General features: G+C 56.5%; 31 protein-coding genes. 9 read left to right on the forward strand and 22 right to left on the reverse strand.

Annotated elements, in window-relative coordinates; translation table 11 throughout:
* Window positions 1-5: 5 nt before the first annotated feature.
* Window positions 6-848 carry a GPO family capsid scaffolding protein gene (locus tag BN1128_RS18985; protein WP_042871634.1) on the reverse strand — a complete coding sequence of 281 codons (843 nt, stop codon included), beginning with the start codon at window positions 846-848 and terminating at the stop codon, window positions 6-8.
* A 177-nt stretch (window positions 849-1,025) separates the two neighbouring features.
* Between BN1128_RS18985 and BN1128_RS18990 the strand changes: the two genes are divergently transcribed.
* From BN1128_RS18990 to BN1128_RS19000, 3 genes are read left to right on the forward strand one after another with little or no spacing between them, the layout of a single operon-like run.
* Entirely contained in the window at window positions 1,026-2,846 is a 1,821-nt protein-coding gene (locus tag BN1128_RS18990; protein ID WP_042871635.1) for a terminase large subunit domain-containing protein, read from the forward strand.
* Entirely contained in the window at window positions 2,843-3,859 is a 1,017-nt protein-coding gene (locus BN1128_RS18995) for a phage portal protein (RefSeq protein WP_042871636.1), read from the forward strand. The genes BN1128_RS18990 and BN1128_RS18995 overlap by 4 nt, the downstream gene beginning before the upstream one ends.
* A gap of 58 nt (window positions 3,860-3,917) precedes the next feature.
* On the forward strand, window positions 3,918-4,169 hold the full coding sequence (locus tag BN1128_RS19000) for an Ogr/Delta-like zinc finger protein (RefSeq protein ID WP_042871638.1): 252 nt from the start codon (window positions 3,918-3,920) through the stop codon (window positions 4,167-4,169).
* A 112-nt stretch (window positions 4,170-4,281) separates the two neighbouring features.
* On the opposite strand, the gene BN1128_RS19005 is transcribed toward BN1128_RS19000, so the two are convergent.
* The 15 genes from BN1128_RS19005 to BN1128_RS19070 form a co-directional block, all read right to left on the reverse strand.
* Entirely contained in the window at window positions 4,282-4,983 is a 702-nt protein-coding gene (locus tag BN1128_RS19005) for a nucleotide-binding protein (RefSeq protein ID WP_042871641.1), read from the reverse strand.
* 934 nt (window positions 4,984-5,917) lie between these two features.
* A complete protein-coding gene (locus tag BN1128_RS19010; protein WP_042871642.1) occupies window positions 5,918-6,289 on the reverse strand; it encodes a nucleotide pyrophosphohydrolase in 372 nt (123 codons plus the stop codon).
* Entirely contained in the window at window positions 6,276-7,331 is a 1,056-nt protein-coding gene (locus tag BN1128_RS24170; RefSeq protein ID WP_167335822.1) for an HNH endonuclease, read from the reverse strand. Before BN1128_RS24170 ends, BN1128_RS19010 begins: the two co-directional genes overlap by 14 nt.
* Window positions 7,332-7,400: 69 nt before the next feature.
* Complete coding sequence (locus tag BN1128_RS19020) at window positions 7,401-9,701, reverse strand: replication endonuclease (RefSeq protein WP_042871644.1); 2,301 nt, start codon at window positions 9,699-9,701, stop codon at window positions 7,401-7,403.
* Complete coding sequence (locus BN1128_RS19025; protein WP_042871646.1) at window positions 9,698-9,955, reverse strand: hypothetical protein; 258 nt, start codon at window positions 9,953-9,955, stop codon at window positions 9,698-9,700. The genes BN1128_RS19020 and BN1128_RS19025 overlap by 4 nt, the downstream gene beginning before the upstream one ends.
* The gene (locus BN1128_RS19030) at window positions 9,952-10,254 is read right to left on the reverse strand and encodes a hypothetical protein (RefSeq protein ID WP_042871648.1); all 303 of its coding nucleotides are present in this window, start codon (window positions 10,252-10,254) and stop codon (window positions 9,952-9,954) included. Before BN1128_RS19030 ends, BN1128_RS19025 begins: the two co-directional genes overlap by 4 nt.
* Entirely contained in the window at window positions 10,251-10,460 is a 210-nt protein-coding gene (locus tag BN1128_RS19035; protein WP_042871650.1) for a hypothetical protein, read from the reverse strand. The genes BN1128_RS19030 and BN1128_RS19035 overlap by 4 nt, the downstream gene beginning before the upstream one ends.
* Window positions 10,457-10,654 carry a hypothetical protein gene (locus tag BN1128_RS19040; RefSeq protein WP_042871652.1) on the reverse strand — a complete coding sequence of 66 codons (198 nt, stop codon included), beginning with the start codon at window positions 10,652-10,654 and terminating at the stop codon, window positions 10,457-10,459. Before BN1128_RS19040 ends, BN1128_RS19035 begins: the two co-directional genes overlap by 4 nt.
* Complete coding sequence (locus BN1128_RS25955) at window positions 10,651-10,824, reverse strand: hypothetical protein (RefSeq protein WP_167335823.1); 174 nt, start codon at window positions 10,822-10,824, stop codon at window positions 10,651-10,653. The genes BN1128_RS19040 and BN1128_RS25955 overlap by 4 nt, the downstream gene beginning before the upstream one ends.
* Before the next feature lie 2 nt (window positions 10,825-10,826).
* A complete protein-coding gene (locus tag BN1128_RS19045) occupies window positions 10,827-11,090 on the reverse strand; it encodes a helix-turn-helix domain-containing protein (RefSeq protein ID WP_042871654.1) in 264 nt (87 codons plus the stop codon).
* Between the two features lie 2 nt (window positions 11,091-11,092).
* Complete coding sequence (locus BN1128_RS19050) at window positions 11,093-11,281, reverse strand: hypothetical protein (protein ID WP_042871655.1); 189 nt, start codon at window positions 11,279-11,281, stop codon at window positions 11,093-11,095.
* Window positions 11,282-11,346: 65 nt separating this feature from the next.
* Window positions 11,347-11,802: a hypothetical protein gene (locus BN1128_RS19055; protein ID WP_042871657.1), complete on the reverse strand. Its 456-nt coding sequence runs from the start codon at window positions 11,800-11,802 to the stop codon at window positions 11,347-11,349.
* A gap of 10 nt (window positions 11,803-11,812) precedes the next feature.
* Window positions 11,813-12,322, reverse strand: coding sequence for a phage regulatory CII family protein (locus BN1128_RS19060; RefSeq protein ID WP_042871658.1), 510 nt, complete (start codon window positions 12,320-12,322; stop codon window positions 11,813-11,815).
* A 37-nt stretch (window positions 12,323-12,359) separates the two neighbouring features.
* Complete coding sequence (locus tag BN1128_RS19065; RefSeq protein WP_042871660.1) at window positions 12,360-12,629, reverse strand: hypothetical protein; 270 nt, start codon at window positions 12,627-12,629, stop codon at window positions 12,360-12,362.
* A 21-nt stretch (window positions 12,630-12,650) separates the two neighbouring features.
* Window positions 12,651-12,848 carry a Cro/CI family transcriptional regulator gene (locus tag BN1128_RS19070; RefSeq protein WP_042871663.1) on the reverse strand — a complete coding sequence of 66 codons (198 nt, stop codon included), beginning with the start codon at window positions 12,846-12,848 and terminating at the stop codon, window positions 12,651-12,653.
* Window positions 12,849-12,967: 119 nt separating this feature from the next.
* Between BN1128_RS19070 and BN1128_RS19075 the strand changes: the two genes are divergently transcribed.
* From BN1128_RS19075 to BN1128_RS19085, 4 genes are all read left to right on the forward strand, one after another.
* On the forward strand, window positions 12,968-13,666 hold the full coding sequence (locus tag BN1128_RS19075) for a LexA family protein (protein WP_042871665.1): 699 nt from the start codon (window positions 12,968-12,970) through the stop codon (window positions 13,664-13,666).
* Between the two features lie 62 nt (window positions 13,667-13,728).
* Window positions 13,729-14,649: a hypothetical protein gene (locus tag BN1128_RS19080; RefSeq protein ID WP_156140503.1), complete on the forward strand. Its 921-nt coding sequence runs from the start codon at window positions 13,729-13,731 to the stop codon at window positions 14,647-14,649.
* Window positions 14,646-15,260, forward strand: a complete 615-nt coding sequence (locus BN1128_RS25620) for a hypothetical protein (RefSeq protein WP_156140505.1) — start codon at window positions 14,646-14,648, stop codon at window positions 15,258-15,260. The genes BN1128_RS19080 and BN1128_RS25620 overlap by 4 nt, the downstream gene beginning before the upstream one ends.
* Window positions 15,261-15,646: 386 nt before the next feature.
* Window positions 15,647-16,633 (forward strand): phage integrase, encoded by a 987-nt coding sequence (locus BN1128_RS19085; RefSeq protein ID WP_042871668.1) that lies wholly within the window; start codon window positions 15,647-15,649, stop codon window positions 16,631-16,633.
* Window positions 16,634-16,805: 172 nt separating this feature from the next.
* On the opposite strand, the gene BN1128_RS19090 is transcribed toward BN1128_RS19085, so the two are convergent.
* Entirely contained in the window at window positions 16,806-18,299 is a 1,494-nt protein-coding gene (locus BN1128_RS19090) for an alanine/glycine:cation symporter family protein (protein ID WP_042871670.1), read from the reverse strand.
* Between the two features lie 302 nt (window positions 18,300-18,601).
* Here BN1128_RS19090 and BN1128_RS19095 point away from each other — a divergent pair, with 302 nt between their 5' ends.
* Both BN1128_RS19095 and BN1128_RS19100 read left to right on the forward strand, forming a co-directional pair.
* Complete coding sequence (locus tag BN1128_RS19095; RefSeq protein ID WP_042871672.1) at window positions 18,602-19,039, forward strand: GNAT family N-acetyltransferase; 438 nt, start codon at window positions 18,602-18,604, stop codon at window positions 19,037-19,039.
* Between the two features lie 18 nt (window positions 19,040-19,057).
* The gene (locus BN1128_RS19100) at window positions 19,058-19,867 is read left to right on the forward strand and encodes a M90 family metallopeptidase (RefSeq protein WP_042871675.1); all 810 of its coding nucleotides are present in this window, start codon (window positions 19,058-19,060) and stop codon (window positions 19,865-19,867) included.
* 85 nt (window positions 19,868-19,952) lie between these two features.
* Here the strand turns inward: BN1128_RS19100 and BN1128_RS19105 are convergent, their stop codons facing one another.
* From BN1128_RS19105 to BN1128_RS19125, 5 genes are all read right to left on the reverse strand, one after another.
* Window positions 19,953-20,549, reverse strand: coding sequence for an acetate uptake transporter (locus BN1128_RS19105; protein ID WP_042871677.1), 597 nt, complete (start codon window positions 20,547-20,549; stop codon window positions 19,953-19,955).
* Between the two features lie 659 nt (window positions 20,550-21,208).
* Window positions 21,209-24,100, reverse strand: coding sequence for a DUF748 domain-containing protein (locus BN1128_RS19110; protein ID WP_042871679.1), 2,892 nt, complete (start codon window positions 24,098-24,100; stop codon window positions 21,209-21,211).
* A gap of 48 nt (window positions 24,101-24,148) precedes the next feature.
* Complete coding sequence (locus BN1128_RS19115; RefSeq protein WP_042871892.1) at window positions 24,149-24,910, reverse strand: substrate-binding periplasmic protein; 762 nt, start codon at window positions 24,908-24,910, stop codon at window positions 24,149-24,151.
* A gap of 37 nt (window positions 24,911-24,947) precedes the next feature.
* Complete coding sequence (locus tag BN1128_RS19120; protein WP_042871681.1) at window positions 24,948-25,358, reverse strand: MerR family transcriptional regulator; 411 nt, start codon at window positions 25,356-25,358, stop codon at window positions 24,948-24,950.
* 14 nt (window positions 25,359-25,372) lie between these two features.
* On the reverse strand, window positions 25,373-26,311 hold the full coding sequence (locus BN1128_RS19125) for a hydroxymethylglutaryl-CoA lyase (RefSeq protein WP_156140537.1): 939 nt from the start codon (window positions 26,309-26,311) through the stop codon (window positions 25,373-25,375).
* Window positions 26,312-26,317 lie beyond the last annotated feature (6 nt).

Genomic DNA, 26,317 nt, shown 5'->3' on the forward strand with positions numbered 1-26,317 from the left:
GCTCCTTAATATGCGGTGGGGGTATCGTCACCGCCGAGCGCGCCCGGGCGTTGGCCCGGCACTTCAACGGAGAACTGGTCGATCTTGGCGGTCAGTTCACTGAGCTGGGTTTGCAGCTGGTTGAACTGCTCGGTGGTGACGCCGGGCTTGTCTTCTTTTACCGGGTCGATGACCGGTGCCGGTTCGGCCTCCGGTTTGGTTTCCAGCTTGGCGCTGAAGGCATCGATCTTGGTGCCAAGGCCTGTCAGGGCCCCCAGCATCTGATCGAACTGTTCTGGTTTCATTTCCTCATCCTCGGATTGGCTGGGGGTGGGTTGTGGTTCGTGCTCGCCATGGCTGGACAGCAGGCTGAACAGCTTTGAGAGCAGGCTGTCGGGCTTCTCGTGCTTGGGCAGCTTGAACATGGAGAGATCCAGCGGTTCGCTGGTGCCGATGGTTTGGCCCTTGCTGCTCTTGCTGAACTTGAGATGGGTGGTGCCGGTGCTGGCGGGCTGGTCGGTGACGCCCAGGCCAATCAAGTAGGTTCGGCCCAGATCGGCGAACTGCTCGAACGGTTCGATGGAGCAGAACTGGTACTGGCCGCTTTGGTTCCAGTAAACGAGGTCCCGGTTGGGACAGAGGACGGCGAACAGTTTGAGCTTGCCGTCTACCTCTTCGGTCTTGAGGGCCTGCACGGTGCCATAGCTGGACCAGCGATCATGCTCCGGCCAGATGACGGCGGTGTAATAGGTCGGGTCGTAGGTCTCGGCCATGTCGACCAGCCATTCGCGGGTGATGTCTCGGCCGTCCACCGCTTTGCCTTCGGTGGCGATACAGACCCAGCCAGTTCTCAAGGTTGATTCGTTCATGCCTGCTCCCAATAAGATGCGGGCTCAGGCTATCGGGTCGGCGAGGGGGTTTCATCCGGTTGTGTTCGGGGGGATTCGGATCCAGCGGGATATCCGAATTGCTCAGAACATCAGTGGGATAAGTGGGGATAGTGGGCTGGCTATGATGGCGCCATCATTCATATCGATGGAGGCGCCGTGGCGTATCCCGAAGAGATCCGCAATGCCGCGCGGGGACTCTACCTTAAGCGATGGACCCCCCAGGAGATCAAGGACGAACTGGGGCTCAACTCCTGCCGAATCGTCTACTACTGGGCCGAAAAGCTCGGCTGGCGGGAGCTGCTCACTGATGAGGCGGTAGAGGATGCCATCGCCCGCCGGGTCAATGTGCTGCTGGACCGCGAGAAGAAAACCCCGGGCGAGCAGGACGAGCTGGACCGGCTCATCGGCCACCATGTCAGCCTCAAAGAGAAGGCGCTCAAGTGGGCAGAACGGCAGCAGGCACTCACCGCTCGCCGCGAGAGTGGCGATGAACCCGCCACTGAGCGGCCGCGCCGTGGCCGAGGCGCCCAGGATGGCGGCAGCAGCAAGGGCAAAGGCGGCAAGAAGGGCAAGAACCAGATCGGCCACCTGACAGAGGCCGACTTTAGCGAGTGGCTGGGTACCCTGTTTGGCTATCAGCTGCGCTGCCGGGAGGCCAAGAACGACCCGGCCTTGCCGCGTACCCGTAATATCCTCAAGTCACGCCAGATCGGCATGACCTACTACTTTGCCGGCGAGGCGCTGGAAGATGCCATTTTGACCGGCGGCAACCAGATCTTCCTGTCCGCCACCCGGGCCCAGGCGGAGGTGTTTCGCTCCTATATCTGCAAGATTGCCCAGACCTTCCTGGGGGTCACCTTGACCGGCAACCCCATCGTCTTGTCGAACGGCGCCGAGCTTATCTTTTGCTCCACCAACTCCAACAGCGCCCAGTCTCGCTCCGGTAACGTCTACATCGATGAGTATTTCTGGATCCCCAACTTCGAGCGGCTCTCCGATGTCTCCAGCGCCATGGCCACCCAGAGCCACTGGCGTAAAACCTATTTCTCCACGCCATCGAGTAAGGTGCACGAAGCGTACCGGTTCTGGACCGGGGATCGCTGGAAGGGTACTCGCCCAAGTCGGCAGGCTGTTGACTTCCCTAGTGAAGATGACCTGCGCGACGGGGGGCGCATCTGTCCCGATCGGCAGTGGCGCTACGTCATCACCATCGAGGATGCCATACGCCTCGGCTGCAACCTCATCGACATCGAGGAGCTCAAAGACGAGTACCCGGAGGAGGTGTTCGAGCGCCTGTATCTGTGCCGGTTTATCGACGATGCCCTGTCGGTGTTCAAGTTCCAGGACATGGAGCGGGCAGGGGTGGACCCGACCCGCTGGGAGGACTACAAGCCCGGGCGTCCCGACCCGTTTGGCCGGCGGGAGGTGTGGCTGGGCTACGACCCGAGCCGCACCCGCGACAACGCCACCCTAGTGGTGGTCGCCCCGCCTACCGCCGCCGGCGAGCGGTTCCGGGTGCTGGAAAAGCACTACTGGCGCGGGCTCAACTTCCAGTACCAGGCGCAGGAGATTGAGCGCATCGCCAAGAAGTTTCGGGTCACGTATCTCGGGGTCGATGTCTCCGGCATCGGCGCCGGGGTGTTTGACCTGTTAAAACCCGTGTTCAAAGGGGTGTGCCACCCCATCAACTACAGCATCGAGAGCAAGTCGCAGCTGGTACTCAAAATGATCGACGTGGTGGAAGCCAACCGCATCGAGTGGGACAGCTCGGATCGGGATATACCGCTGGCGTTCCTCGCCATCAAGCGCAGCACTACCGGCGGCGGCCAGATGACGTTTCGGGCTGCCCGCGACAACGTGACCGGCCATGCCGACGTGTTTTTTGCCATCGCCCACGCCGTGGCCAACGAGCCACTCGATACAAACCGCAAACGAAAATCCAGCTGGGTCACCAGCCAGGAGAGAAAGGCAGCATGACCAAACGACAGCAAGCACCGGCCAAGGCGGCCACCCCTTCCACTCGCCCCTCCGTGGTGTTCAGCATGCCGGAAGAGATAGACCCCACCGCCTGGATGACGGATTACACCGGAGTGTTCTACAACCCCTACGGCGAGTATTACCAGCCGCCCATCGAGCGCAAGGGGTTGGCCAAGGTGGCCCGGGCCAACGCCCACCACGGGGCCATTCTGATGGCGCGGCGCAACATGGTGGCGGGGCGCTTTACCAACCAGCGCGCCACCATCACGGCGTTCGTGCACAACTATCTGCAGTTCGGGGATGCAGGACTGCTTAAAATTCGTAACGGCTTTGGCCAGGTGGTGGGGCTGCACCCGCTATCGAGCGTATACCTGCGCCGGCGTGAGGATGGCTGCTTTGTTTACCTGCAGCAGCAGGGCAAGCCGAACCTGATTTACCGGCCGGAGGATGTGATTTGGCTAGCTCAGTACGACCCCGAGCAGCAGGTCTATGGCATGCCCGATTACCTGGGCGGCCTGCAGTCGGCCCTGCTCAACCAGGATGCCACCCTGTTTCGGCGCAAATACTTCCTCAACGGCGCCCACATGGGATTCATCTTCTACGCCACCGACCCGAACATGGACGATGACACCGAACAGGAGATGAAGGACAAGATTGCCAACAGCAAGGGGGTGGGGAACTTCCGCTCCATGTTCGTCAACATCCCGGATGGCAAGCCCGACGGCATAAAGCTTATTCCGGTGGGGGACATCGCCACCAAGGATGAGTTTGCTGCCATCAAGGGGATCACCGCCCAGGACGTACTGACCAGCCACCGCTTTCCGGCCGCGCTGGCCGGTATCATCCCGACCAATGGCGGGGGAGGGCTTGGGGATCCCGAGAAGTACGATGCCACCTATGCGAGGAACGAGGTGCTGCCACTGTGCGAGCTTATCCAGGATGCCATTAACAGTGCGGGACTCCCTCGCTCCCTCTGGGTCGATTTTCGGGAGAATATCGGTTCGGCTGTATAAACAAACAGTGTTTGCTGTGGCAAGATAGGCTGTTGATTTGGATAGAAAAGGGGGCGTAATGCGGGTTTATTGCAAAGTGTGTGGCCAGCGGGGCCGCATTACCAAGACCAACCGACTGAGCGACGATGTCTCGGATCTCTACTGTCAGTGCACCGATGCGGAGTGTGGCCATAGCTGGGTGGCCACTTTGTCATTCGCCCACACCCTAAGCCCCTCGGCCAAGACCACGAACCAGCTGGTGCTGAGCTTGATGGGGTCGCTGACGCCAGAGGGGCGGCAGTTGGTACAGAAAGGACTGGGGGCGCAATAGCGCCCCCAGTTGTTATTCTCAATCTACTTGAAACTGTCATACATTGTTCATATGCACTTATCGTGAGATAATGCTTGGCAGTCGGTGTTCCGCTATGAAAATGATTAGAATCTCAGCTAAGTAAGTCTGCGAACTCGCTCTCGAAATCATCCTTTTTGGTTTTAGGCAAAACCCAAGCAGCTAAGTTTGGATTCCAGCTTGCCCAAGCTTTAAGATCCGAGCGTATTGGCTTCGTATCTCCCTTGATGAGATAGCTATTCTTGTATTCCTCAAGATATATCTTTCCTTTGAATGAGGTTGTGGTTGTTTCTTTTTCTATTGGAATAGGTGCAACGTCGTTTAGCGGCGCATCTTGGAATGGCTTTAGTCTAGTCATTTGCATCTTAATTTGCATACAAGCCGGATTAAGGGCCGCCATCCAGTTTCCATCAGTACGAGCACCTTCATATCTACCTGGGGTAACTCCGGCTAGATCACTAGGGAGTCGAAGGTCTGCCGCATTGTCTGGTATAAGAAAGAAGGATCTCTCTGATCCAAGACGACCGATGAAAAGCCCTAGTTCAAATAATACGTTGTCACGTACAACTTGGTTGGTATTTCCTCTCATTACGGTAATGTCATCTGGCGAGAATACGAAGATGCCAAAATCTGAATCGCGCAGTATACGAATCAAATCGGAGAGTGTGGAGTTAGAAAGCTGGAATACGCCATCTTTCCAAACTGTGCATTCAGCATCGTATGACAGGTTTGCATGGATTGCGTCTGCAATGTGCACACCTTCTCTTGAAGAGCCAATAAATACTTTTGGTTTCATAGGTCCTTACCATTTGGATGAAAAAATTAATAGTGATTTGATGAAGAACGGTATCAATCCATAAATCTAGCCTTACGCATAAGCCAGCATCATTCTCGTGATAAAAAATGGAAATAATTTTATAATCATCATATTACTAACCAGTGTGAGCTGTCTATAAATATTCTTTTGAACCCCCATATTATGGTGCTAGCACCTGCAACGCTGCAAAAACAAAGCTGGGCGCGGCAATGGAAGGAGCTACCAAGCTTTGTTTTCGAAAACAAACCGGGATTGTGATCGAGGTTACACGTATCACATGGTTTAGCTGGCCAAGATGTAGGCCGGCGTAATAAGGGATAAGGGAAAGGAGACGGCTTTCTGGTGGTCATTCTAACAGGCCCTGAGCGGTATTTACTGAAAGTTATTTTGTGACGACTCCTACATGTTAATGTGGCGTTGATCCGCCACAACCTGGTGTTGTGCTGGCTTGTAGGTGTAGTTAAGCCATTCGGTAGCGTCTGAGTTGGCGCGCTCAGTCGGGCTACCCGATACGATCTAAAGGAGGCGGTCTTTGATGGCGCACCGGAGGGTGCCGCTCTGGTCGATAGTCACAGAGATGAGCTCTTCCTCGATATGATGGCGGCCCATTGGTCGACCATCCGCTGAGTGCACCGGAACAGTGGGGGGCTAAGGCTTAATACGGTTCGGTTCTTTGGCTGCGATGGCTGGAAGGGCGCGGGTGACGGTTGCGCATAATGGTGCAGGCCAAGGTCTGCTGTTTGCTCTTGAGCATCCCCACCCACTGGTTGTTCTCCTTGGTTGGCCAGCGCTGCTGGAGTATACCGGTCGCCTACTTATCCAGGCGGCGGTACTCTTTGCGGCTCAACGTGTATACGTTATGTTTTCCCTGTTTAATTGCTCCCTAAAACCTTTGTTACAACTATGCCTAAAGTTATCTATCGGAGTACTTAATTGCATTTCCGAAAGAGACTTGTATAGGGTATTTTTCTTCATTCAATAGCAGTTTTTTATTTGCTGCATCAAAGAGATCAACATTTACAACATCTGATATTCTCAGGAGATAGAGGAATATGTCCGCGAGCTCCTCTTCTACTTTTATATGTTGCTTTTCACTTAAGTTTTCACTTTCCTTTTCCGTCAACCATTGAAAAACTTCTACTAACTCACTAGCTTCCACTGATAAAGCCATAGATAGATTTTTAGCATTGTGGAATTTATTCCAATCTCTTTTTGTTGCAAACTGCCTCAACTGTTCCTTAAGAAATTCATGGCTCTGTTCGCTTTGGTTGTTAGTTTTTGACATAAAATCCTACCAGTTCATCAAGAGTAATGTTTATCCCTCTTTCTATCAAACGTTCTTTACGCTGATTGAAAAAATACTCCAGTAGATTTATTACATCGACTACGTGTGAGTGATGAAACATACTATGACAGTTTGGGCATAGTGATAATATATTTTCAGGGACATCAAGACTAAACTTTATTTTATCTTGCATCTCCATAGGTATCAGGTGGTGCGCTTCGACAAAATTATTGTTGGTTACTCTCGAGGTGAACGTTTTGTGTGTTTGGTCTACCTCACAATCGAAATTTGCTGATTCAAGTGCACTTTTAGCCATGGAGCCTTTTCTGCTCCATTTCCCCTTCTCACTTGCGTTGGCATTAAGTTTCTGGGGAACTTCTATGGGACCTGGTTTCAGGGGCACTGCAGGCAGTTTTTCTACAAGGCTTTGATACTCATCCTCATCTGGAGAGCTAGGTTCAATCTCAGTTAACAATGATAGGAGTGTGGTTTCTTCAATGTCAGTGACTGTTGATTGTTCCAAGCGTTTACTACGCAGAGCCTTAATGACGTTCGAATGAAACTCAATGTTGGTCTGAGTGGGGGTTAACAGCACATCAGATGCTTGGTGAGTCAGCGTCCATTTAAAACGGTTTGCATAATAGTTTTCTTTGGTTATCTCCTCACCCGTCTTTTTATCATTTTTCTTAGTAACTCTTGGTGGCCACACCTCAGAATTATCAATAAAGAAGTTGGTGTTTACATCCCCATAAAGGACTGTGTCAACTTTAAATTTGAATTCTTCAACGAACTCTCTAATTAATAATTCATTTTTATAATTTGGGAAGATGTTATTTGGGTCTGCATAGATAGGGTTTTTACGCATGTCATCAATGTTATTTATAGACACGCCAATCAGAAAAATAACAGCGTCACCTGCTTTTATGTTTTTGTGTTCGCCAGCATTCATCATGCCCCATATGGAATGATCTAATGCAATACCAATGTTTTCAGCAGTTCTCTCATCATTTCGTAGACCAACAGTCCAAATTTTTCTTGCCATTATATAAAGACACCTGATTATGAAGAGAAAATGGTCTTCGCAAATGTTATCTAAGGAGCTTACCATTTTCTATGGTATCGGACTATCGATGCCCCCTACAAACGCCTGTTCGATGTAGTTGTGTTGTTCCTGAATCCATTTCGGCGCATCCAACCCTTCCAGCTCCCGCCACATCTCTGACTGATAGGGCTGCGGTAGCATCTCGATCCAGCAGCGGGTGCCGGTATGGCCCTGCGCCTGGTACACATCGGCGCAGAGCTGGACCAGCATCGGCCAGTCCTGATCGCCTTCTGGTACTGCGTACTCATCCGGTTGGTTCGGCTCTGCTGTCGATTGGCCTTCTGGCATCCAGTCCGGCTCGCTTGGTAGTGATCGACACGACTGCACCTGGCCGTTCTCAAGCCAGAGGGTGAAACCGTCAGCTGTGACGCTGGCGCCTGCCCGCAAACGGTCGATAGAGAAGGGAGATAACCCCCATTGCTCTGCCATCAACTGATCCGCGAACGCCTCAGGATCCGGCCGCGTACAGTTATTGTCAGAGCTCCAAGGAGCCGGGCTGTCGCCCGACTGAACTTCAACATCCCAGCCCGACGATCCGGCGGCCTTGGTGGCCTCATGGGTGCCTGCGGGCACCACTTCCCACCCTTGCAGACGGGTCTTGATCCCTAAGCGGGCGGTGTGTAGTCCCATTAGGCGTTTGATGTCTTCGCCGTAGCAGTTGGCCTGCTCCTCGATGAGGTGGGCCAGCTTGATGGGGTGCTCGGCGCGGGTTGAGAGGGCACCGCCCATGGCCTGGATATAGCAGCGAAAGATGCCGTTATCCGCGGCATAGCGTGCCGCCTCAAAGCGTGGGTCTTGCAGCACCGGCTTGGGTGGCCCCACCAGATCGCCGTGCTTCTTGGCGTTGCTGATGCGGCGCAGCTCGCGCCACACTCCGACCGGGGCACCGCCGATCTGCTGGAAGGTGCGGATCCCCCACCAACTTGCCCAGGCGCAGGCATGTTGGGCACCTATGTCTGCTTTGGTGCCGGCTTCGTCATCGCCATCAAGGTGTTCGCCATCGATGTTCTTGGCGATATAGGCGGCGATGTAACCGGTGGCATCCCCTTTGGCCGGGTCGATCTCTTTCCAGTCAAAGCGGGGGGTGATGTCGGTGAAGGGGATCCCCTGGTTGTTACGCTCCAGCTCCTGGTGGTCATGGCTCAGGGCGTAATGCTGCAGGGTGCTGATCACCCGCCACTTGTCGGCCGGGCGCATAAATAGCAGCAGGTGCCAGTGCGGTGTGCCGTCATGGTGGGGTTCGCAGACCCGAAAGCCATAGACTGGGGTATTGCTCCGCTTGAGGGCGGCTCGGGTCAGGCTCCACAGTTTGGCCAGATAGGCGCAGGTTTCACGCGGGGTGGCGCCTGCATACCGTTTGTTCTCAATGGCCCGGCCGTTGCGCTGCTGTGTCCAGGAGTGAAATTTGCTCGGGGCTGTCCAGGTAAAGAAGACTCCCACATGGCCTTGCTCCTCGGCGTAGTCCTCAAAGCCGCGCATGCGGGTCATCATTTCATTGCGGCGGTTGACCGGGTTGGAGGTGCTGGCCTCCCAGCAATCCTTCATCGACACCACCAGGTCATACTGGGCGTTCATCACCTCCGACTCGGCCAGCCAGCGCATCATGGCCCGCTTGCGCTCGCGCACCACCTTCATGGTGGCGTTCGAGATATAGGCGGACACCCCTTTACGCACCTTGCCGAGCAAAATGGCGATGTGCTCCTGCAGTCTGTCCCAGCAACGGTTAACCCTGCGTTCCCACCACTTGGCAGAGAGCAGGCGCACCATCACCCGGATGATCCATTCATCCTGGCTTTCTTGGTTCTTGAACTTGGGCATCCGTGGGGTGAACCCCCACTGATCGGCCGGTTGACGGATAGCTTCCCAGGTCAGCAGCAGATCCGGCTCCTCGCCGGCTTTGATGCCTTGCTCGATGTGGCGCCAGATCGCGGCCGTCTGGTTGGCGAACAGGTGGGCGACACGCTTGCGCCCCTCTTCATCGCGCATGGTGTGCGGGTCGACCGGGATCGCCTGGATAAGGCCTCGCACCCACTTGGTACGTTCACGCAGCCAGATGTTGGCGTTGCGGCAATTGCGGCTGGTGCCATCTTTGCGGCGTCGCACGTACTGCTTGAACAAGGTCAGCGTGAGTTGTTGTGACAGGCCATCAAGCAGCTGTATGGCCCAGACCAGATCGCTCTGGCCCGGGGTGCCGGTAAACACGGGGCCAAGGGCACTTAGGTCGAGGTGGGGCAGGGCGTTGGCAAGGGTATCGATGCGCTGCCGCAGTGTCCGTTTGGACAGCGGCAGCTTGGTGGTATTGCGGGTCATTGGGCAGTAGTACCTAGCAGCGAGTTGAGGGCGCAGCGGTGGCCCTTGATCACGAAGGAGGAATGAGCACAGATGCGACGGGCCGCCGCGCACTGGCGCAGGGTCAGCGCTATGGTGGCCCTTGGCCGTGGCGAGAGTTGGCGGCACTCAATGAGCAGGCGCTGGTAACCTTGCAGGCGCGCACTGGCGCCCCGCAGGTCTTCCCACCACCACCCCAAGTCCCGCTCCATCATTGATATCAGGCGGTAGTTCATTTGATGGTTTCTCCCAGTCCGTGCATGGGCGACACATCCGCCCACCAGTTCGCGATGGTGGCCGCCAGCGCAGCTTCACCACTGCCCAGCGCCAGCCAGTACAAGGCACGGATCGTGCCCAGTGCCAGCAGCTCTGCCACCTCGCCGTTCTCCGGGGCGATGAGGTATTCGCCCATCGCCGCTTGCCAATGCTTGGTCAGCTGGCTGACCGGTGCCGGTGGCTGCATATGGGCTGGGCCTGCTTCACCGCAGCCCGCGTTATCAACAGGGGCCTCCAGTTCAAACAGGTCAGCTGTCATGCCTCGTCCCCCATCACGGAATCGTCATCCAGCAAATCCTCTTGTTTGCTGGTCACGATCAATTGCACCTGGATGTATTGGTCGCCCGAGTAGAGCTCCCCCAGGGCGATGCGGTTCTCCTGTTCGCCACTGGCCAACAGCTCGGTCAACAGCGGCAACACGGCCAGTTCGGCCCGTTGGGCGATATGAATGGCGTCAATGCTCATGCCGGCTCCCTCTGATTCAGCGCGCGAAACAGCTGATGCCAGCGCAGGTTTTGTTGGGCTTGGGCTCGAAGGGAGTTCCCCTCCGAGCCACGGTAGAGATAAGAATGCCGGGTATGGCCCTGCAGCCGGGTAGACAGCTCATGCAGGGCGGCGATGGCCGCCTGTGGATGGATGTGGTTAAACAGACCTTTCATGCGATCCCCTCCACGATGCGGATAGAGCCAGACGTCAGACGCTCCATGCGGGCGTATCCGTGCTGGCCGCGCAGCCAGGTGGTGCCGCAGTTGATATAACCGCGGCTGGCCAGGTAGGCACTGGCGGCCCTGATAGTGGGTTCGGTGTGGCGAGTGATAACGGCGGCCATGGTCAGGCCTCCGCTATCTGGTTTGGGGCTTGCCCGGTCAGCAGCCAGTCGATGTGCTGTTTCAGGTCTGCATGGTTGGCAATGAGCAGGAACAGGCCGCCGCCAATCTCGCGGTACCCCAGCTCGTAGTTCTTGAGCGTGGTCGGGGGGATATCCAGCAGCGCGGCAAACTTGGGGCGGCTCAGGGCCAACTGCTCCCGCAACTGGCGCAGGCGCTTGGCGGCATGATGATTGAGCAGGTTGATTTGGGTCGGTTGTGCGGTCATGGTCAGGCTCCTTGTTGAGCGGTGCAGGGGTTAATGCGGTGAAACAGAGAGGCCCAAGCCAGGGCGGTGGAGCGCTCGATAAGCGCCACGCCGTCCGGGTGTTGGCTCAGACGGGCGCCATACCGGCCCGTCAGCTTGCGTTGCTGGATGCGAAGGTTGCGCAGAGCGCAGGGGATCGCTAAAGTTGTCATGTCGACTTCCTCATACGTTGTTGATAGAGGCCCGCTTGGAGTTGCAGCTCCGTAATGCGGGCTTTTTATTGCCCGATGGGTCGCGGGCCCTGTTGGCACATCGCAATACCTGCCGCGATAGCGCGTCTTTGCTGCAGCCTGGCTGCACGTTCCTTCTTCTGTCTTTCGATATCTCCGATAGGCCGGGTGACCGGTGCGGGATGCCACACTTTGCTGTCACAGCCGCCACGAAATTCCCCTTGATAATCCAGCGCCAGTACCGCCAAGCGGATTGCCTCTCGCTGTGCATGAGGAAGGGTGGAAAGGGTCGCCGTCATCAGTTGGCCGCGTGACTGACGGGCGATGGTGCAGATGGCTGCCTTCTTGGCTGAGCTGATAGCCAACCAGTCGGTATCCAAGCTGGAGCGGGTCTTGCCGAAAATTTCGCGCAGCAGCATGCAGCCCGCGGTGTTCATGGCGACCTGTTCCGCTGGCGTCAGCCCGGCGAGGTTGCGCTGTTCCGAATCAATGTGTTTTTGCATGGGCTCCCCCTTACATGGTCGCGGCTTGCATCAGGATGTCTGATGCACAGGCCAAGGCTGGTATCGCTTGAAAGCGTTGTTCGACGTCATGGATCAAAATGGCCAGTGAGCCCATGGCTGATGTGGCCACGCTCACCAGGGTGTTGCGTTCAGAACGGGTGATCCGGCCACGCTCGGTCAGCTCCAGCGCCCGCTGGCCAATGCTGGCGATCTTGGCGTTCAGGTCGATCGCCTGATGTGGCAGGGAAGCGGCCCGTTCTGCCTGGGGGATGGCAACTGCCGTCAAGCCACAGCCAAACAGGGCGCCATCGAACAGGGTTTCATCGCCATCACTCGCTTGGGTGATGGCAATCAGCTCGGCTACCGTCAGTTCATGGGGCTGATCGGGGTTTAACTTGTTGCGCAGGAGCTGCGGGTTCATGCCGACCCGTTGGGCGATCTCGGCCATGTTGTGACTGGCCGCAAAGCGTTGGCAGGCGCTAATCCAATGCGGATGTTTGCTGGCGTATTCGGTAAACATGCGAGGTTCTCCTTGACCCGTTATGGTGTCTGCAGGTTCACGCGAGCGTCATGGTGACGTAGCGCTCGGCCTGATAACGGGCCTGCAGGAACAGGGCGTAAAGGTTGACCTCGCGAGGTGCGCCCGGACCGTCTTGCAAGATGGGCAACTGGCCGCGGTCGGCGCGTTTCTTGATAGCCCCAATGCTCATGCCCTGGCGCTTGGCGTACTCTTCTAGGCTTTCGCTGACGCGATTGCCAAAGGGGTAATCAAGCGGCAACTGGCTTACGTCGCTGGGGATACGGATGGGTTTGATTCGAGCAGTCATGGTGAATCCTTCTCAGGGGGTTCAAACACAAGGGGTTGGTTGTGGCGGGACGCTGCGCGAGTCGGCTTTTAACTTGCCGTCAGTCAGCACCTCGATTTGGTAGGCGCGGCCTTTGGGGATGGTTTCGTCCCACTTGCTGACCGCGGCGTGAGAGATCCCAATGGCCTTGGCTATGGCAGTGATGCTGCCGAAGTGTTCTAAGACGTCATGTTTCTGCATTTCTGGCCCCACAAATATAACTTAAGGATCATTTGTGGCTGGAGCGTAACTTATGTAATAAGTGGGAGTCAAGAGAGTTTGATACTTAAGTGTTATTTCGGAATGGTAACTTAGGTTTCATGGAAACGATTAATGACCGCATAACTGCCAGCCGGCAGGCACAGAAAATGAGTAAGGCTGAACTTGCCAGACGTGTTGGTATTTCCCATGCGTCTGTTAGCAAGTGGGAGTCGGGACTTAACCAGCCAAAAGGGCGCTATCTCAATGATTTAGCGGCAGCGCTGGGGGTCACTGTTGACTGGCTTCTGACTGGTGAGGGGGAGGCGAGGGGACAGCCTACACCGGAAGCTATGCCCGGATATCACAACGTCGAACCGGCCGTGATCCCGCAAGGAACGCGCGTGCCTGTGTTGAGTTATGTCCAGGCCGGCCACTGGCACGAGATGTGCGAGCAGGCTACTGCCTTCGATGGCAACGTCGAGTATGTGACGGCGGGGGTCGATGTCGGCCCTTGTGGTTTCGGCCTCTGGTTGCGTGGTAAGTCGATGGAACCCTTCTTCAAGGAGGGTGACCTCATCATTGTTGACCCTGAAGAAGCGCCCCAACCTGGGGATTTCGTCGTGGCCAAGAACGGCAGCGAAGAGGCCACCTTCAAGAAGTACCGGCCCCGCGGCATCGATGAGAATGGCCAAGAGGTGTTTGAACTGGTCCCCCTCAACGACGATTACCCAACCATGCACTCCGACCGGCAGCACATCCAGATCATCGGCGTGATGGTTGAGCACAGGTCTTATAGAAAAAGACAAACAGGGCGCTAACAAGTACCTTTACAAACAATTTTGACCTAGCACGGTATATAAATAATAAAGGGTTGTAAATAATGGACCATGCGCTTTCTTCATATAGTCTTAGATGCTTAAATCCAGAGGATAAAAATGGAAGAAAGCAGAATCTACATAAACTAAACAGTATATGTGGTAGGGATTTATATGCATTGTTAATTGCCTTCATGAATTCTCGTTTGGAATTCACAAAGGTTGAGACGAAAAAACAAGTCTACAAATTTGATGAGCTTGAATTTGATCAGGGGAATAGAATTATATCAGGGTGGATGCACTATGGTAAGTACGGGCGCCGATCAGAAATTATTAACATAAACAGCAATGAAAAAGAATTTGACAAGAAAACGCAAAATGCAGACATGTCGAAATTTTTCTTTTTGTTTTGGATTCCTTATGATACTGATGGTATCGCATTGTTTCACACTATAAAAAAAGATGGTGTGAAAACCATGTTTCATTCTGAGTTTCAAAAGTACTTTTCTCGAATAATCCTTGGTCGAACATTACAAATTAACTCACTCACCTATGAAAAAGCACTGCAAGAGTGGGCGAATGCTAATATTACGGAAATTAAAGCTGTAAGATTTAAAGGGCAAACAGATATTGCAGATATCCCTAGTTCATTTGGTGGACATCATATTGATTATGTGATTAGACCACAAAAAAACTCTAGACTTGGAAAGTTGAAATCTATTTTGTCAAAGTCTAGTGATGAGGCCGCTCTCGTGGAGGAGCTGGATGAGCTTAGTGGTGATATAGTTGTATCATTGGAGCTTGATGGAAATAGCCGAAAATTAAGAATTGGTAGAAATAGTCGTAAAGCTCTGTGTGAAATAATTCTTCCGGATGAAGTAGAATTAATAGATGGCAATCCTACACTGGCTGCTTTGAAAAAATTCAGCCATGGTATACTATTAGAGTTTATTGATAAGCTTCATCCAAGGAGAGGGTTGTCATGAGTTCTAAAATAAGTGTGACACATATAGTCAAGAGCCACTATAAAACGCTATTTTCCTCATCGTCTATTGAGACGAAAGTTGCTGACGCTACTATATTTTTTGTTCTGCCATTAGCCATGTCAAGTCTGGCAATGTGGGCAGGTTTAGTCGCCGATAATGATTTAGTATCATTATGTGTTAATTTTGGGTCAATTTTTACAGCATTGCTTTTAAGTGTGTTGGTTTTGGTCTATGACCAAGAAAATAAAATCATCGATAAAATTCGTGAAGCCAACTCAAAATTTAGTGCAGAGGGAAATGGGGCTTCGATTCTTCCTGAAAATATATTGTCTCAGCGATTACGTTCACCAAGAGATGACAATAAACGTGTTTTAATGAAAGAGTTGTACGCAAACATTGCATATTGCATAGTCATATCAGTATTGTTAGTAGCCATATCCGCTATTAATTTAGGTATAATTACGATTGCTAAGGATGCAATTTTTAATGCAGGAGGAGTTAATAAATTAATATTTACACCTTTGATGGTGTTTTTATCTCTGCATCTTCTGGTAACTATTGTCATGGTTGTAAAACGCCTTTACTCATTACTGTTGAGCAATGAGGATTGAAAATATTCATTTTGGCTTTTATACATACCTAAGTACTGCATAGGGTTATCTAATAAATATTTGTTGTAGGGGCAGTCGACAACAATTTATTCGAGATTAATCAGATTGGGGACAAGGCCAAATTGTTCAAATAAGGGGGGGCCAGCGAATGCTGGATCCGTTTTTATAGGTTAGCGCTTTCTACGATCGTCCGGTTACCCCCAGCACCTCCAGTTTTCCTATGTATGCAGTAGCCTCAGTTAAACACTGCTAACCATCATTGAAATGCTGTATAAAACCACAGTGTTTTGATGGAGGGTGATGACAGTGAGAGTGCAGTGGTTGGGTACGGTGTCGATGTGCGGGCAACAGGGATGGATGAGCGCCTTCCTATTGAAGGAGGGGCAATGAGCATCAAGTCCACCCCCGAGGGTTACCTGGTTGATATCCGCCCGCAGGGGAGGGAAGGCAAGCGGGTCCGCAAGCGTTTCAAGACCAAGTCCGAGGCCCAACAGTTCGAACGTTGGTTGATCGCCTCCGAGCACAACAAAGAGTGGGTGGATCGCCCGGCAGACAACCGGCCGCTCTCCGAGCTTATCGAGCTCTGGTGGCGTTACCATGGTCAGACGCTGAAATCGGGGGAAAATGCCATTACCCGACTGCGCAAATTGGATGCTGCGTTGGGCTATCCCCATGCCCGGCAAATAAACCGCCTGCTGTTTGCTGAGTATCGGGCGCAACGTCTCCAAGTCGGGTGCCAGCCCAGTACGCTCAACTGGGAGCAAGATAGGCTTAGTGGTGTCTTTTCCGTGCTGATTGCATTGGGGCACTACCACAATGAACACCCGCTCAAGGGGCTGAAAAAGCTCAAACAGGTTGACCGCGCTATGGGGTATCTCACCCATGAGGAAATTGGTAGCCTGCTGGCGGCGCTGAGAGGTGACAACCTGAAGGTGGTCAAGTTGTGTTTGGCCACCGGAGCCCGCTGGAGCGAGGCGACGGGCCTGCGGCGAGATGATGTGATTGCCAGCCGGGTGACCTACATCAACACCAAGAACGGCAAGAACCGGACAGTGCCCATCTCGGCCGCCCTGGCGAAAGAGATCACCCAAGGTGTTCGGCGTGGCCCGTTATTTCAGGACGTTGACTATCTGCTGGTGCGTGACGTGATCAAGCAAGTTGCCCCTGATTTGCCAGTAGGGCAGGCGGTACATGTGCTGCGCCATACGTTCGCTTCTCACTTTATGATGGCGGGTGGAAATATCTTGGCGCTGCAAAAAATTCTTGGGCATCAGAACATTCATCAGACGATGACCTATGCCCACTTTGCACCGGATTATCTTAATGATGTGGTCCGCTTCAACCCTCTGGAAAACCATCTTCAGCCTGTTTGAACTGCCCGGGAATGGGTGACAAAAAGTGTCCACATTTTGCCAATATTGGTGTCTTTCCTCGTCCCATAGCGTCCCCTTGTGTGGCACCTAACTATTTGATTTTATTGTAAGTCGTTGAAGTTAAAGAAATAAAAATGGCAGCCGAGGCTGCCATTTTTGCTGGGCATTGTCTTCAGGATACTTTGCGATCCGGCTCGAACGGGTGGCCGGCCTTTTCTTGTTCCAGGTTGTCTTCGGAGCGGTGGCCCATCCAGTAATCGGCGTTCTTGATGCCGAGTTTTTCCGGGTGGAACACGGGATCCAGCCCCTTGGCCTGCTGGGCTTCATAATCCCGCAGGCAGACGAAGGCGGTCTTTTGCAGCAGCAGGATGGCGATGATGTTGAGCCAGGCCATCAGGCCGACCCCGATATCACCCAGACCCCAGGCCAGATCGGCGGTCTTGACAGTGCCATAGACGGTGGAGGCCATCAGCGTCAACTTGAGCATGAAGGTCAGCCAGGGACGGTTCACCTTGCGGTTGATGTAGGCGATGTTGGTCTCGGCTATGTAGTAGTAAGCGACTATGGTGGTGAACGCGAAGAAGAACAGCGCTATGGCCACGAACATGCTGCCAAAGCCGGGCATCATGCTCTCCATGGCGGTCTGCACATAACCAGGCCCTGCGGCTATGCCGGCGATCCCCGTGTAGAGGGCGGCACCATCCGGTCCCTGCACGTTGTAGAGGCCTGTGATGAGCAGCATAAAGCCGGTGGCTGAGCAGACGAACAGAGTATCGATATAGACGGAGAACGCCTGTACCAGACCCTGCTTAGCCGGGTGGCTCACCGCAGCGGCGGAGGAGGCGTGCGGTCCAGTACCTTGACCCGCTTCGTTGGAGTAGACCCCGCGCTTGACTCCCCACATGATGGCCAGACCCAGAATGGCACCGAAGCCGGCATCAAAGCCGAAGGCACTCTTCCAGATCAGCAGGATCACGCCCGGCAGGGCCGTGATGTTGAGGGCTATGATGACGCAGGCCACTATGATGTAGCCCAGCGCCATGAAGGGCACCACTGTACTGGCGAAGCTGGCGATCCGCTTGACACCGCCGAAGATGATGAAGCCGAGCAGCAGCGCCAGACCGGCGGCGGTGACGTTCGGATCGATATCAAAGGCGGTCTGCAGGCTGGAGCCGATGGAGTTGGCCTGTACCCCCGGCATCAGCACGCCGCAGGCGAAGATGGTGGAGATGGCGAAGGTCCAGGCATACCACTTCATGCCGAGCCCTTTCTCTATGTAGAAGGCGGGGCCCCCGCGGTATTCGCCGTTGATCTTCTCCTTGTAGACCTGACCCAGGGTGGACTCCACGAAGGCGGAGCTGGCGCCGAGGAAGGCGACCATCCACATCCAGAACAGGGCGCCTGGGCCACCGAAGGTGATGGCAGTGGCGACACCGGCGATGTTGCCGGTACCGACCCGGCCGGCCAGGGTCATGGCCAGCGCCTGGAAGGAGGAGACACCGGCATCCGTGCTCTTGCCATCAAACATCAGCCGGATCATCTCCTTGATGTGACGCAGTTGCAGGAAGCGGCTGCGCAGGGAGAAGTAGAGGCCTACCCCCAGACACAGAAAGATGAGCGCTGGGCTCCAAATCACCCCATTGATGGCATTGACGATCTCATTCATGTACAACAACTCCTTTGTCGTGCTGTCTTGGCGGGGTCTGCGCCCCGCTCCCTTAAAAAAGTGGGTGACCAAGGGGGTCACTCAATGGTGTGCGGAATGTTCAACTGCCAAGTCCGCGGGTTTTAACATATCCATTTGTTCATGGGCTTCCCAGTGAAATATGTTGTCGGGTTGTTAATTTGTGAATTGACATTAACAAATGGTCGATTTGACTGGACACAATACTGCGCAACCCCCTTATCATCGCCATTTGCCCCTGGATGGATTGGGGTGGCTGAGACAGAGCAAAATGGAGGCCAAAGATGGAGATGGAAAGAGAAGCGTGGCTGATCCGGCCCGCCGGGCAGGCGGATGCCGATGCCATGGCGCAGTTGTTCGGGCAGCTCGGTTATCCGGCCAGCCCGACCGAGGTGGGCGAGCGCTGGGGCAGGCAGGAGCCGGCTAGCGAGGTGCTGCTTGCCTGTGATGGGGATGACGTGGCGGGCGTGCTGGTGTGGCACCGTCTGCGGCCCTTGCATGTTGCCCCAGACTGGGGCCTGATCTCGGCGCTGGTTGTCGATGAAGGTGCAAGGGGGGCGGGTGTGGGGGCCGCCTTGCTGGCGGCGGCAGAAGCCAGCGCCCTGGCGCAGGGTTGCAGCCAGCTGGAGTTGTCCAGCAGCCTCAAGCGTGAGGGGGCCCATCGCTTCTATCTGGCGCAGGGCTATCTTGAACGCCCGAAACGGTTCGTGAAATCATTCTGATCAGCAAGAGGAGTCCATGTGTTCTGGTCCAGGTTATGGAGTCTGTTTGGTGGTGCATCCCGGCAGGAAGAGAATGCCCCGGGTGTGTTGGAGTGGCAGCAGGCGCTGGCTGCCGTGCCCATTTTGCAAGGATTTACCCACAGTGATCAGCTGCGGCTGGTCGCGCTGGCGCAGCAGTTTCTGGCTCGCAAGACGCTCACCCAGATTGGCGTCGAGCTCACCCCTCGCCAGCAGGCGGTACTGGCCCTGCAGGCCGTGCTGCCCATTTTGCATCTGGGGCTCGACTGGTATCGCGGTTTTCACGAAATCATCCTGATCCCCGAGCCGGTGACCCGTCGTCAGGAGGTGCAGGATGAGTTCGGCTTGGTGAGCGAGTGGGAAGAGGAGAACGCCGGGGAGTCCTGGCCGCAGGGACCGCTGGTGCTGGCCTGGAGCGAGCTGCAGCAGGACGGGGACTGGGACGGGTTCAACCTGGTGATCCACGAACTGGCCCACAAGCTCGACATGCTGGGGGGGGAGGCTGACGGTGCGCCGCCACTGCCGGCAGGCATGGATCCGCGCCAGTGGACCCAGGCGTTGCAGGGGGCGTTCGATGCCATGAATGCCCAGCTGGCCCGCCATGAGGTGACAGCCATCGACCCTTATGCCGCCGAGCACCCGGCCGAGTTCTTTGCGGTGTGCAGCGAGAGCTTCTTTACCGATCCGCTGCGCCTGCGTGACACCTATCCCGCCGTGTATGAGCAGTTCGTGCTCTTCTTCGGCCAGCAGCCGGCGACGCGTTTTCCGGCCACCCGGCTGCTGGCAAGGGAGCCTGAATTACAGGGTTGACACGCCCTGGCTTGCCAACGGCAGATAAACAAAAGGCACCCCTGAGGGTGCCTTTTTGCATGGGCGCAAGGGCCTGTGGCTGCGCTTACGCGGCAGCCTTGAGCTGCACGGTGGCGGCTTTCTTGTGATCGCCAATCGGCAGCACTGTGCGGCCAAATTGCTCGTTGATCACGGTGGCCATGGCCAGGTAGATGGCGCTGGCGCCGCAGATGATGCCTTCGAAACCGGCGATGGTGCCGATCAGGGTACTGCCGGTGAAGTCACGGGCGGCCAGCAGGAAGAACAGCACTGTCAGGGAGGCGAACACGAACTGCTTCACGCGCGGGTAGTTGACGGTGCCAACCAGCATGAACAGGGTGAACATGCCCCACATCAGCAGGTACCAGCCCATGTAGGCGTGGGGAGTGGCTTCGGCCAGACCCATGGTCGGCATCACCAGCAGGAACACCAGGCTCCACCAGAAGGTGCCGTAGGAGATGAAGGCGGTGACACCGAAGGTGTTGCCACGCTTGAACTCCATGATACCGGCGATGATCTGGGCCAGGCCGCCATAGCACAGGCCCATGGCCAGGATCATGGCGCTGATGGGGAAGAAACCTGCGTTATGGATGTTCAGCAGAATGGTGGTCATACCGAAACCCATCAGACCCAGAGGGGCAGGGTTGGCCAATTTTTCGCTCACGTGGCGTTCTCCAAAAATAGAGGTGGGGGTTGATAAAAGACGCGCGATTTTAGGCAGCCTCTTGGCCCCGAGCAAGAGGGGGAACCGCAGAAATGGTAAAAAAACTACACGAAATTTTACCCCATGGACCATTCGTGCCATTCAGGTAGATGGCAGGTGAATAAATAGCGTCGGCAAGGTTGATTTTTTGTATGAAAAGCGCGCTTTGTGAAAGTAAGCAACATAGGACGTGGGCATGTTTGACTGTCGTGCTTTGTCCCTCTTTTTTATTGCCTGCGTAGTGCTGTTAGATTGAAAAATAGCCTCATATGCCATCAGACAAGAGTGTGCCACTGCCATGTGAGGCTGGGATCGATCTCAGCTTATGTTGCGCGTCTGCCGGTTTGGCAGGGGCCCCAAGCAGGGAGAGCATCATGGCTAACGGGCTAACGGGCTAACGGGCTAACGGGCTAACGGGCTAACGGGCTAACGGGCTAACGGGAGCGGAGCATCAAGGGAAGGGGCACGGATCATCGCACCGGCGCCATCCGCCCGGCCGCATAGCGCCGCCATATGGCAGCGCTTGGGGCGTGATGGTCGCCGTGGGCAAGGCGGGGCGATGCGAAAAGACACCAGGCATGGCGAGCAAGCGGGTGACTCCTCTCGGCCCCCCGCACTGGTCAATCATCCAGGGTCAGGACGACCTTGGCTTCCTTGTCCGCTTCCCGCACCTGGCTGTCGAGTACAAACAGCCGCTCCGGCGCTATCCCCTGGGTATCCACCAGATACTCCTTGGTGTTCTGGGCGCGGCGCATGGCGAGGTTGCGCAGGGACTTGGCGGTGATCAGCTGCTGATCTCGCAGCAGGATCTCCGCCTGGGTACGCAGGGCCGGGCTCGACTCATCCAGTTTCAGCCGATCGGCCAGATCCCCAAGATCCTCGTTGAAGCGCGCCTCATAGGCCTCAGCCAGCGCCGCTTGCAGGGCGGGATCCTGCTCCAGCAGGGCGAGGTCGACCGGTGCGCCCGTGATCTTGGCCAGCGCCCGCTCCAGCTTCTGGCGCTGCAAGATGGGGCGCTCCTCGTTGAAGTTGACCTTGCCGCGAATGTTCATGCTGAGCTTGGGCCTATCCTTGAGGGCCTGTGCCAGCTTGGCCAGCTTATTCTGCTGAGTGGGGGTGAGATCCGGCTCACCGGGCAGGAAGGGCAGTTCGTCCAGATCTTCGGTGCCGCCGGCCAGGGAGGCCAGCAGGGAGAAGGGGGAGGTGATGGCCTTGCTTAGCGTGTTGCTCAGCACATCCCAGAAGATGTTGCCCAGGCTGAAGTCCGGCTGATCCAGATTGCCCTTCACCTTGAGGTTCATCTGGATGACGCCATTGGCATCGCTGAGCAGTGCGATGGCCAGTCCCAGCGGCAGATCCCTGGCCTGCTCGCTCTTGATCTTCTCCCCCAGTTGCAACTTCTTGATGGTGATGTCGTTGTCCCCCTCAAGCCGGTTGCCCTGCAGCTTGTAGTTCAGCTTCATGGAGAGCTGCCCCTTGTCGATGGCATAGCCCGCATAGGTGCTGGAGTAGGGGGTGAAGGTGGTGAGTTCCAGATTGTTGAAGGTGACTGCCACGTCCAGCACAGGCTGCTCGATCAGCAGGTTGGTGCCGCCGCGAATAGTCACGGGGGCATAGCGGTCAACCTTGCCGTTGAAGGCGAGATCCGATCGCTGGCCGGGAATGTTGCTGATATGGCGGCTCTGGCCGCTGAGGGAGGCGATGTCCACCACGAACTCCGGGCTCAGGCTGCGATCGGCAAAGCGCAGGTTGCCCTGCTCGGTGCGGATCTGATCTATGGTGATGCGGGGGGCGGGCCCGCTGGACGGCTTGGTACTGGCGGCTTGCGGCAGCAGCAGTTGCTGAACGTTGGTCACCCTGTCCTCGTTGATCTCGATGCGGGCAAAGGGCTTGCGCAGCAAGATGTCGCCAATCTTCACCTGCTGGCTGATACCGTCATAGTGCAGTCCGCTCAATTGCAGGTGCTCTATCTGCAGCAGACGCTGATTGTCTGCCCGATCCAGCACATTGAGATGCTCGATGTCGAGCCCGCCCGTGACGTCGAGCCGGCTCAGCGTCCCCTTGACATCGGTGGCGATGGCCAGCTTGGTGCGGCTGGCGAGCAGGCCATCGCGCACGCTGATGCGCAGCAGATCCTGCAGGTAGGGCTGGGCCCACTTGAGGGGCAACCCTGCCTGCTTGATATCCCCGTCGAGGGCGAAGGGGGTGAGGGTGAGGGCGCCGTCAAACCCCAGTGTACTCTGGGCGTTGAGGGTGGCATTGAGGTTGAGCGGGCTGCGCTGGCCTGTCTGGCTGCTCAGGTTGCCGAGGGAGAGGTTCAGACCGGAGAGTTCCCGCAGTTGCGGCTTGCCGCTGCTCGATTCGGTCAGCTTGAGCTCGCCCTGGCTGATGCGGGTCTCCTTGAGCGACCAGCGCCACGGCTTGCCGTTATCCGCTTGCTTGTCCGCCGGCTTGGCGGCGGCCTGCGGGATCAGCAGGGCGGCCAGATCCAGTTGTTGGTTGGCAGCCAGGGTGGCAGTGATGGCCGGTGTCTTGAGCGCTATCTTGTCGATCTGGATCGACTGCTTGCCGCCATCCATGGCAATGCCTGCCAGCGCCAGCTGCTTGAAGCGGGCAAACTCGGCGCCCTTGCTCTGCTTGAGCTGCCAGTCGTTCAGGGTCAGCTTGCCCTTGGCGAGCTGCCAGTCCAGTCCCTGCTTGCCGGGCGTGAGCCGGTAATCCAGCTCCGTACTGGCCTCGCCTTTCACCAGATCGACCCTGAGATAGGGGGCCCAGAGCGGTGCGAAGGGTGAGAGCGCCAGTTTGCCGAGGCTGATCCGGCCCTTGCCTGCCCCCGTCATGATATCGAGCTGGCCGCTGGCCTTGAGCGGGCTGCGCTGGTTGAGGCTGGCGCTCAACTGAAACTGGTTGGTGCGGGCCGGCGCCGTGGTGAAATCCGGCAGCTGCAGTTCGAGCCCGCTCAGGGTGAGCGGCGGCACCCAGCCCGGGCTGCTGTTTTTGCGACTGTCCTGATAGCGGATATGGCCCGCGGTGGCGGCCAGCCTGGTTATCTGTACAAGAAGCGGTTCGCCGCCGGCCGGTTCGGGCGTCTGCGTTGGGGCCAGCAAACGGGCCAGGGCCTCGGTCAGGTTGAAGCGGATGGCCCCCTTGTTGTCCGGGAGCCGAACAAGCTGCACCGCCGGCCGGGTGAGGCTGGCGTCGCTCAGTATGATGGCTTTCTGGCGCCAGCTTTCGCCAAGTGCGGGGATAACCTGCAACTGCTCGAAGGCGATGATGGGTTGCTGTTTTTCATCGAGCAGCGCCGAGGGACCTATGGTGAGGGAAGGGTGACGCAGGCCGATGCTTATCTCCCCCAGGGTCAGGTTCAGACCATAATGCTTGGCCAGCCAGCCCGGCAGGTGGCGCTGGGTGAGGGTGGGGGCTTGCCATAACAGGATGAACAGGGAGATGAGCAATACGGCGCAAGAGTAAAGGACGTAGCGCAGCAGGCGGGCACGCAGGGGCTTGGGCATGAAGGTCTCCAATTGATGCGCATAGGGTACCAAAATCTCAGGCGATGATCATGGTGCCGCTTGCTGCTGTACGCCGTACTTTGTCCAAAGGCGTGTCAGTCTTCCACTGCTCTGCAACTCGGCCAGCCAGGCTTCCAGCTGGCTGGTCGAGATGCTGGCCGTCGGACTGAGCAGCGCTCTCAGCTCATACTGCTGATCCCATTTGTCTGATCGCAACAGGTGGGCGGCCTGCTGCGGATACTGTTTGCTGAACTGATTGAGGTAGGCGAGGTTAAGGATGGCCACGTCGCCGCGCCCCTTGAACAATCCCTGTATGGCGGTGGCACTATCTTTCACCAGCGTGATGTGAAAGCGCTGCTTGAGCGCGTCCGCATTGGCATTGAAGTCGGCAAATCCATAGTGATAACCGGTGACGCCGATAAGCTTGCGCTGATCAATGTGTTCGAAGAAGGTTTGATCACGCCCGGGCACCTTGAGAGCAACATATATTTCGCCCCCCAGCAGTAAAGGTGGGGTCATGTGAACTTGTCCCTCATCCCAATTCCAGCGGATATCCTCGAACAGCATGAGGGAGAAGCGGCCGAGTGCCAGCGCCTGATAGCGATAGGTGGCCGAGGTGGGGACAAAGACGAAACGCACCTCTTGCTGAACTTCGTTGAGCGCCGAGATGAGATCCAGTGTCAGTCCCCGATAGCGGTTTTCACTCTCCTTGACCACGAAGGGGGCATAGGGGTAACCCCCGACCCGGATCAGGGGGTGGCTCCAGGCCGTGGAGCAGAACAAGAGTAACAACCAGCACCAGCATTTTATCGGGAGCACCAAGATGGTGAGATGATCCCAGATTCGGTTAATCTGCGCTGGTTTTCAAGCTGTTAAGGGAATTTGCACAGCGCTGCTCGGCGGCTTCCAGCTCTGCCATCACCATCTGGATATCCTCCAGTTGCTGGTGCAGGGATTGGCGCTTGGCATTGATGAGCTGGATCATGGAGTGGAGCTGGGTCTTGCTCGATCTGTCTGTGTCATACATGTCGAACAGCTCGCGGATTTCCGCCAGGCTGAAGCCGAGCCGTTTGCCGCGCAATGTCAGCTTGAGGCGGATCTTGTCCTTGTGGCTGTAGATGCGGGTCTGTCCCTCCCGGGTCGGTGTGATCAGTCCCTCATCCTCGTAGTAGCGGATGGTGCGCGGCGTGATATCAAACTCGTGGGCCAGCTCGGAGATGCTGTAGGTGATCTCCTTGCCGGGCTGGGACGGTGGCATGGTAGTGACTCCTGTTAGTGCGAGGATGACTGGCAAAGGCGCATCCGCAGCCGCTCTGCATTGGCGTGCAGGGCCTGGCCGACCTGGGAGCCGTTGGGGCGACCGAGTTGCTCGCTCACCCATTGGCCGGTGGCGGCCAATTTATCGAGACTCACTCCTGTGCTCATGCCAAGGCCGTGCAGCAGATAGACCACCTCTTCCGAGGCGACGTTGCCGGAAGCCCCCGGTGCATAGGGGCAACCGCCCAGCCCGGCCACCGAGCAGTCTATGGTGCGGATGCCGCGTTCCAACGCAGGCAGCAGGTTGGCCAGCCCCTGGCCATAGGTGTCGTGGAAGTGCACCGCGAGCCGGCCCGCCGGGATCTCGTGCAGCACAGCATCCAGCATGGGCGCCACCGTGCCCGGGGTGCCGACCCCTATGGTGTCACCCAGGGAGATCTCGTGACAGCCGAGATCCAGCAGCCGCTCGGCCATGGCCGCGACCCGTTTCGGGCGGGTCGGGCCGTCGAACGGGCAGGCGATGACGGTGGAGAGATAACCGCGCACCTTGATGCCGAGGCGGCGCGCCTCCAGCACCAGGGGGGCGAAGCGCACCAGGGACTCCTCCACGCCGATGCCGATATTGGCGCGGGTAAAGCCATCGGAGCAGGCGGTGAAGAGGCCAATTTCGTCGGCCCGGGCGGCAATGGCGGCCTGCAGGCCTTGCAAGTTGGGCACCAGGGCGCCGTAGCGGGTCGGCCCCTTGCGCGGCAGGGCCTTGAAAAGTTCGGCGGAGTCCGCCATCTGCGGCACTTTTTTGGGGGAGACGAAGGCCCCTACCTCGATGCGCTGCAGGCCGCTCTCGGCCAGGCGCGCGATCAGCTCCAGCCGCTGGACAAGCGGCAGGGTACTGGCCTCGTTTTGCAGGCCGTCGCGCGGGCCCATCTCTACCAGGCTCACCTTGTCATCCTGCATTCCTGA

This window comes from Aeromonas piscicola, from assembly GCF_000820005.1.
GTDB classification, from domain to species: Bacteria; Pseudomonadota; Gammaproteobacteria; order Enterobacterales; family Aeromonadaceae; genus Aeromonas; species Aeromonas piscicola.

What these genes read in the sequence shown, in the direction of transcription:
- BN1128_RS19040 (WP_042871652.1), bottom strand. Translation starts at nt 10,654, where the DNA reads ATGAAAGGTCTGTTTAACCACATCCATCCACAGGCGGCCATCGCCGCC.
- BN1128_RS19000 (WP_042871638.1), top strand. Translation starts at nt 3,918, where the DNA reads ATGCGGGTTTATTGCAAAGTGTGTGGCCAGCGGGGCCGCATTACCAAG.
- BN1128_RS19005 (WP_042871641.1), bottom strand. Translation starts at nt 4,983, where the DNA reads ATGAAACCAAAAGTATTTATTGGCTCTTCAAGAGAAGGTGTGCACATT.
- BN1128_RS19110 (WP_042871679.1), bottom strand. Translation starts at nt 24,100, where the DNA reads ATGCCCAAGCCCCTGCGTGCCCGCCTGCTGCGCTACGTCCTTTACTCT.
- BN1128_RS19025 (WP_042871646.1), bottom strand. Translation starts at nt 9,955, where the DNA reads ATGAACTACCGCCTGATATCAATGATGGAGCGGGACTTGGGGTGGTGG.
- BN1128_RS19055 (WP_042871657.1), bottom strand. Translation starts at nt 11,802, where the DNA reads ATGCAAAAACACATTGATTCGGAACAGCGCAACCTCGCCGGGCTGACG.
- BN1128_RS19065 (WP_042871660.1), bottom strand. Translation starts at nt 12,629, where the DNA reads ATGACTGCTCGAATCAAACCCATCCGTATCCCCAGCGACGTAAGCCAG.
- BN1128_RS18995 (WP_042871636.1), top strand. Translation starts at nt 2,843, where the DNA reads ATGACCAAACGACAGCAAGCACCGGCCAAGGCGGCCACCCCTTCCACT.
- BN1128_RS25620 (WP_156140505.1), top strand. Translation starts at nt 14,646, where the DNA reads ATGAGTTCTAAAATAAGTGTGACACATATAGTCAAGAGCCACTATAAA.
- BN1128_RS19060 (WP_042871658.1), bottom strand. Translation starts at nt 12,322, where the DNA reads ATGTTTACCGAATACGCCAGCAAACATCCGCATTGGATTAGCGCCTGC.
- BN1128_RS19050 (WP_042871655.1), bottom strand. Translation starts at nt 11,281, where the DNA reads ATGACAACTTTAGCGATCCCCTGCGCTCTGCGCAACCTTCGCATCCAG.
- BN1128_RS19080 (WP_156140503.1), top strand. Translation starts at nt 13,729, where the DNA reads ATGGACCATGCGCTTTCTTCATATAGTCTTAGATGCTTAAATCCAGAG.
- BN1128_RS19020 (WP_042871644.1), bottom strand. Translation starts at nt 9,701, where the DNA reads ATGACCCGCAATACCACCAAGCTGCCGCTGTCCAAACGGACACTGCGG.
- BN1128_RS19035 (WP_042871650.1), bottom strand. Translation starts at nt 10,460, where the DNA reads ATGAGCATTGACGCCATTCATATCGCCCAACGGGCCGAACTGGCCGTG.
- BN1128_RS19045 (WP_042871654.1), bottom strand. Translation starts at nt 11,090, where the DNA reads ATGACCGCACAACCGACCCAAATCAACCTGCTCAATCATCATGCCGCC.
- BN1128_RS18985 (WP_042871634.1), bottom strand. Translation starts at nt 848, where the DNA reads ATGAACGAATCAACCTTGAGAACTGGCTGGGTCTGTATCGCCACCGAA.
- BN1128_RS19095 (WP_042871672.1), top strand. Translation starts at nt 18,602, where the DNA reads ATGGAGATGGAAAGAGAAGCGTGGCTGATCCGGCCCGCCGGGCAGGCG.
- BN1128_RS19125 (WP_156140537.1), bottom strand. Translation starts at nt 26,311, where the DNA reads ATGCAGGATGACAAGGTGAGCCTGGTAGAGATGGGCCCGCGCGACGGC.
- BN1128_RS19085 (WP_042871668.1), top strand. Translation starts at nt 15,647, where the DNA reads ATGAGCATCAAGTCCACCCCCGAGGGTTACCTGGTTGATATCCGCCCG.
- BN1128_RS19070 (WP_042871663.1), bottom strand. Translation starts at nt 12,848, where the DNA reads ATGCAGAAACATGACGTCTTAGAACACTTCGGCAGCATCACTGCCATA.
- BN1128_RS19010 (WP_042871642.1), bottom strand. Translation starts at nt 6,289, where the DNA reads ATGTCAAAAACTAACAACCAAAGCGAACAGAGCCATGAATTTCTTAAG.
- BN1128_RS19090 (WP_042871670.1), bottom strand. Translation starts at nt 18,299, where the DNA reads ATGAATGAGATCGTCAATGCCATCAATGGGGTGATTTGGAGCCCAGCG.
- BN1128_RS19030 (WP_042871648.1), bottom strand. Translation starts at nt 10,254, where the DNA reads ATGACAGCTGACCTGTTTGAACTGGAGGCCCCTGTTGATAACGCGGGC.
- BN1128_RS19120 (WP_042871681.1), bottom strand. Translation starts at nt 25,358, where the DNA reads ATGCCACCGTCCCAGCCCGGCAAGGAGATCACCTACAGCATCTCCGAG.
- BN1128_RS24170 (WP_167335822.1), bottom strand. Translation starts at nt 7,331, where the DNA reads ATGGCAAGAAAAATTTGGACTGTTGGTCTACGAAATGATGAGAGAACT.
- BN1128_RS25955 (WP_167335823.1), bottom strand. Translation starts at nt 10,824, where the DNA reads ATGGCCGCCGTTATCACTCGCCACACCGAACCCACTATCAGGGCCGCC.
- BN1128_RS19075 (WP_042871665.1), top strand. Translation starts at nt 12,968, where the DNA reads ATGGAAACGATTAATGACCGCATAACTGCCAGCCGGCAGGCACAGAAA.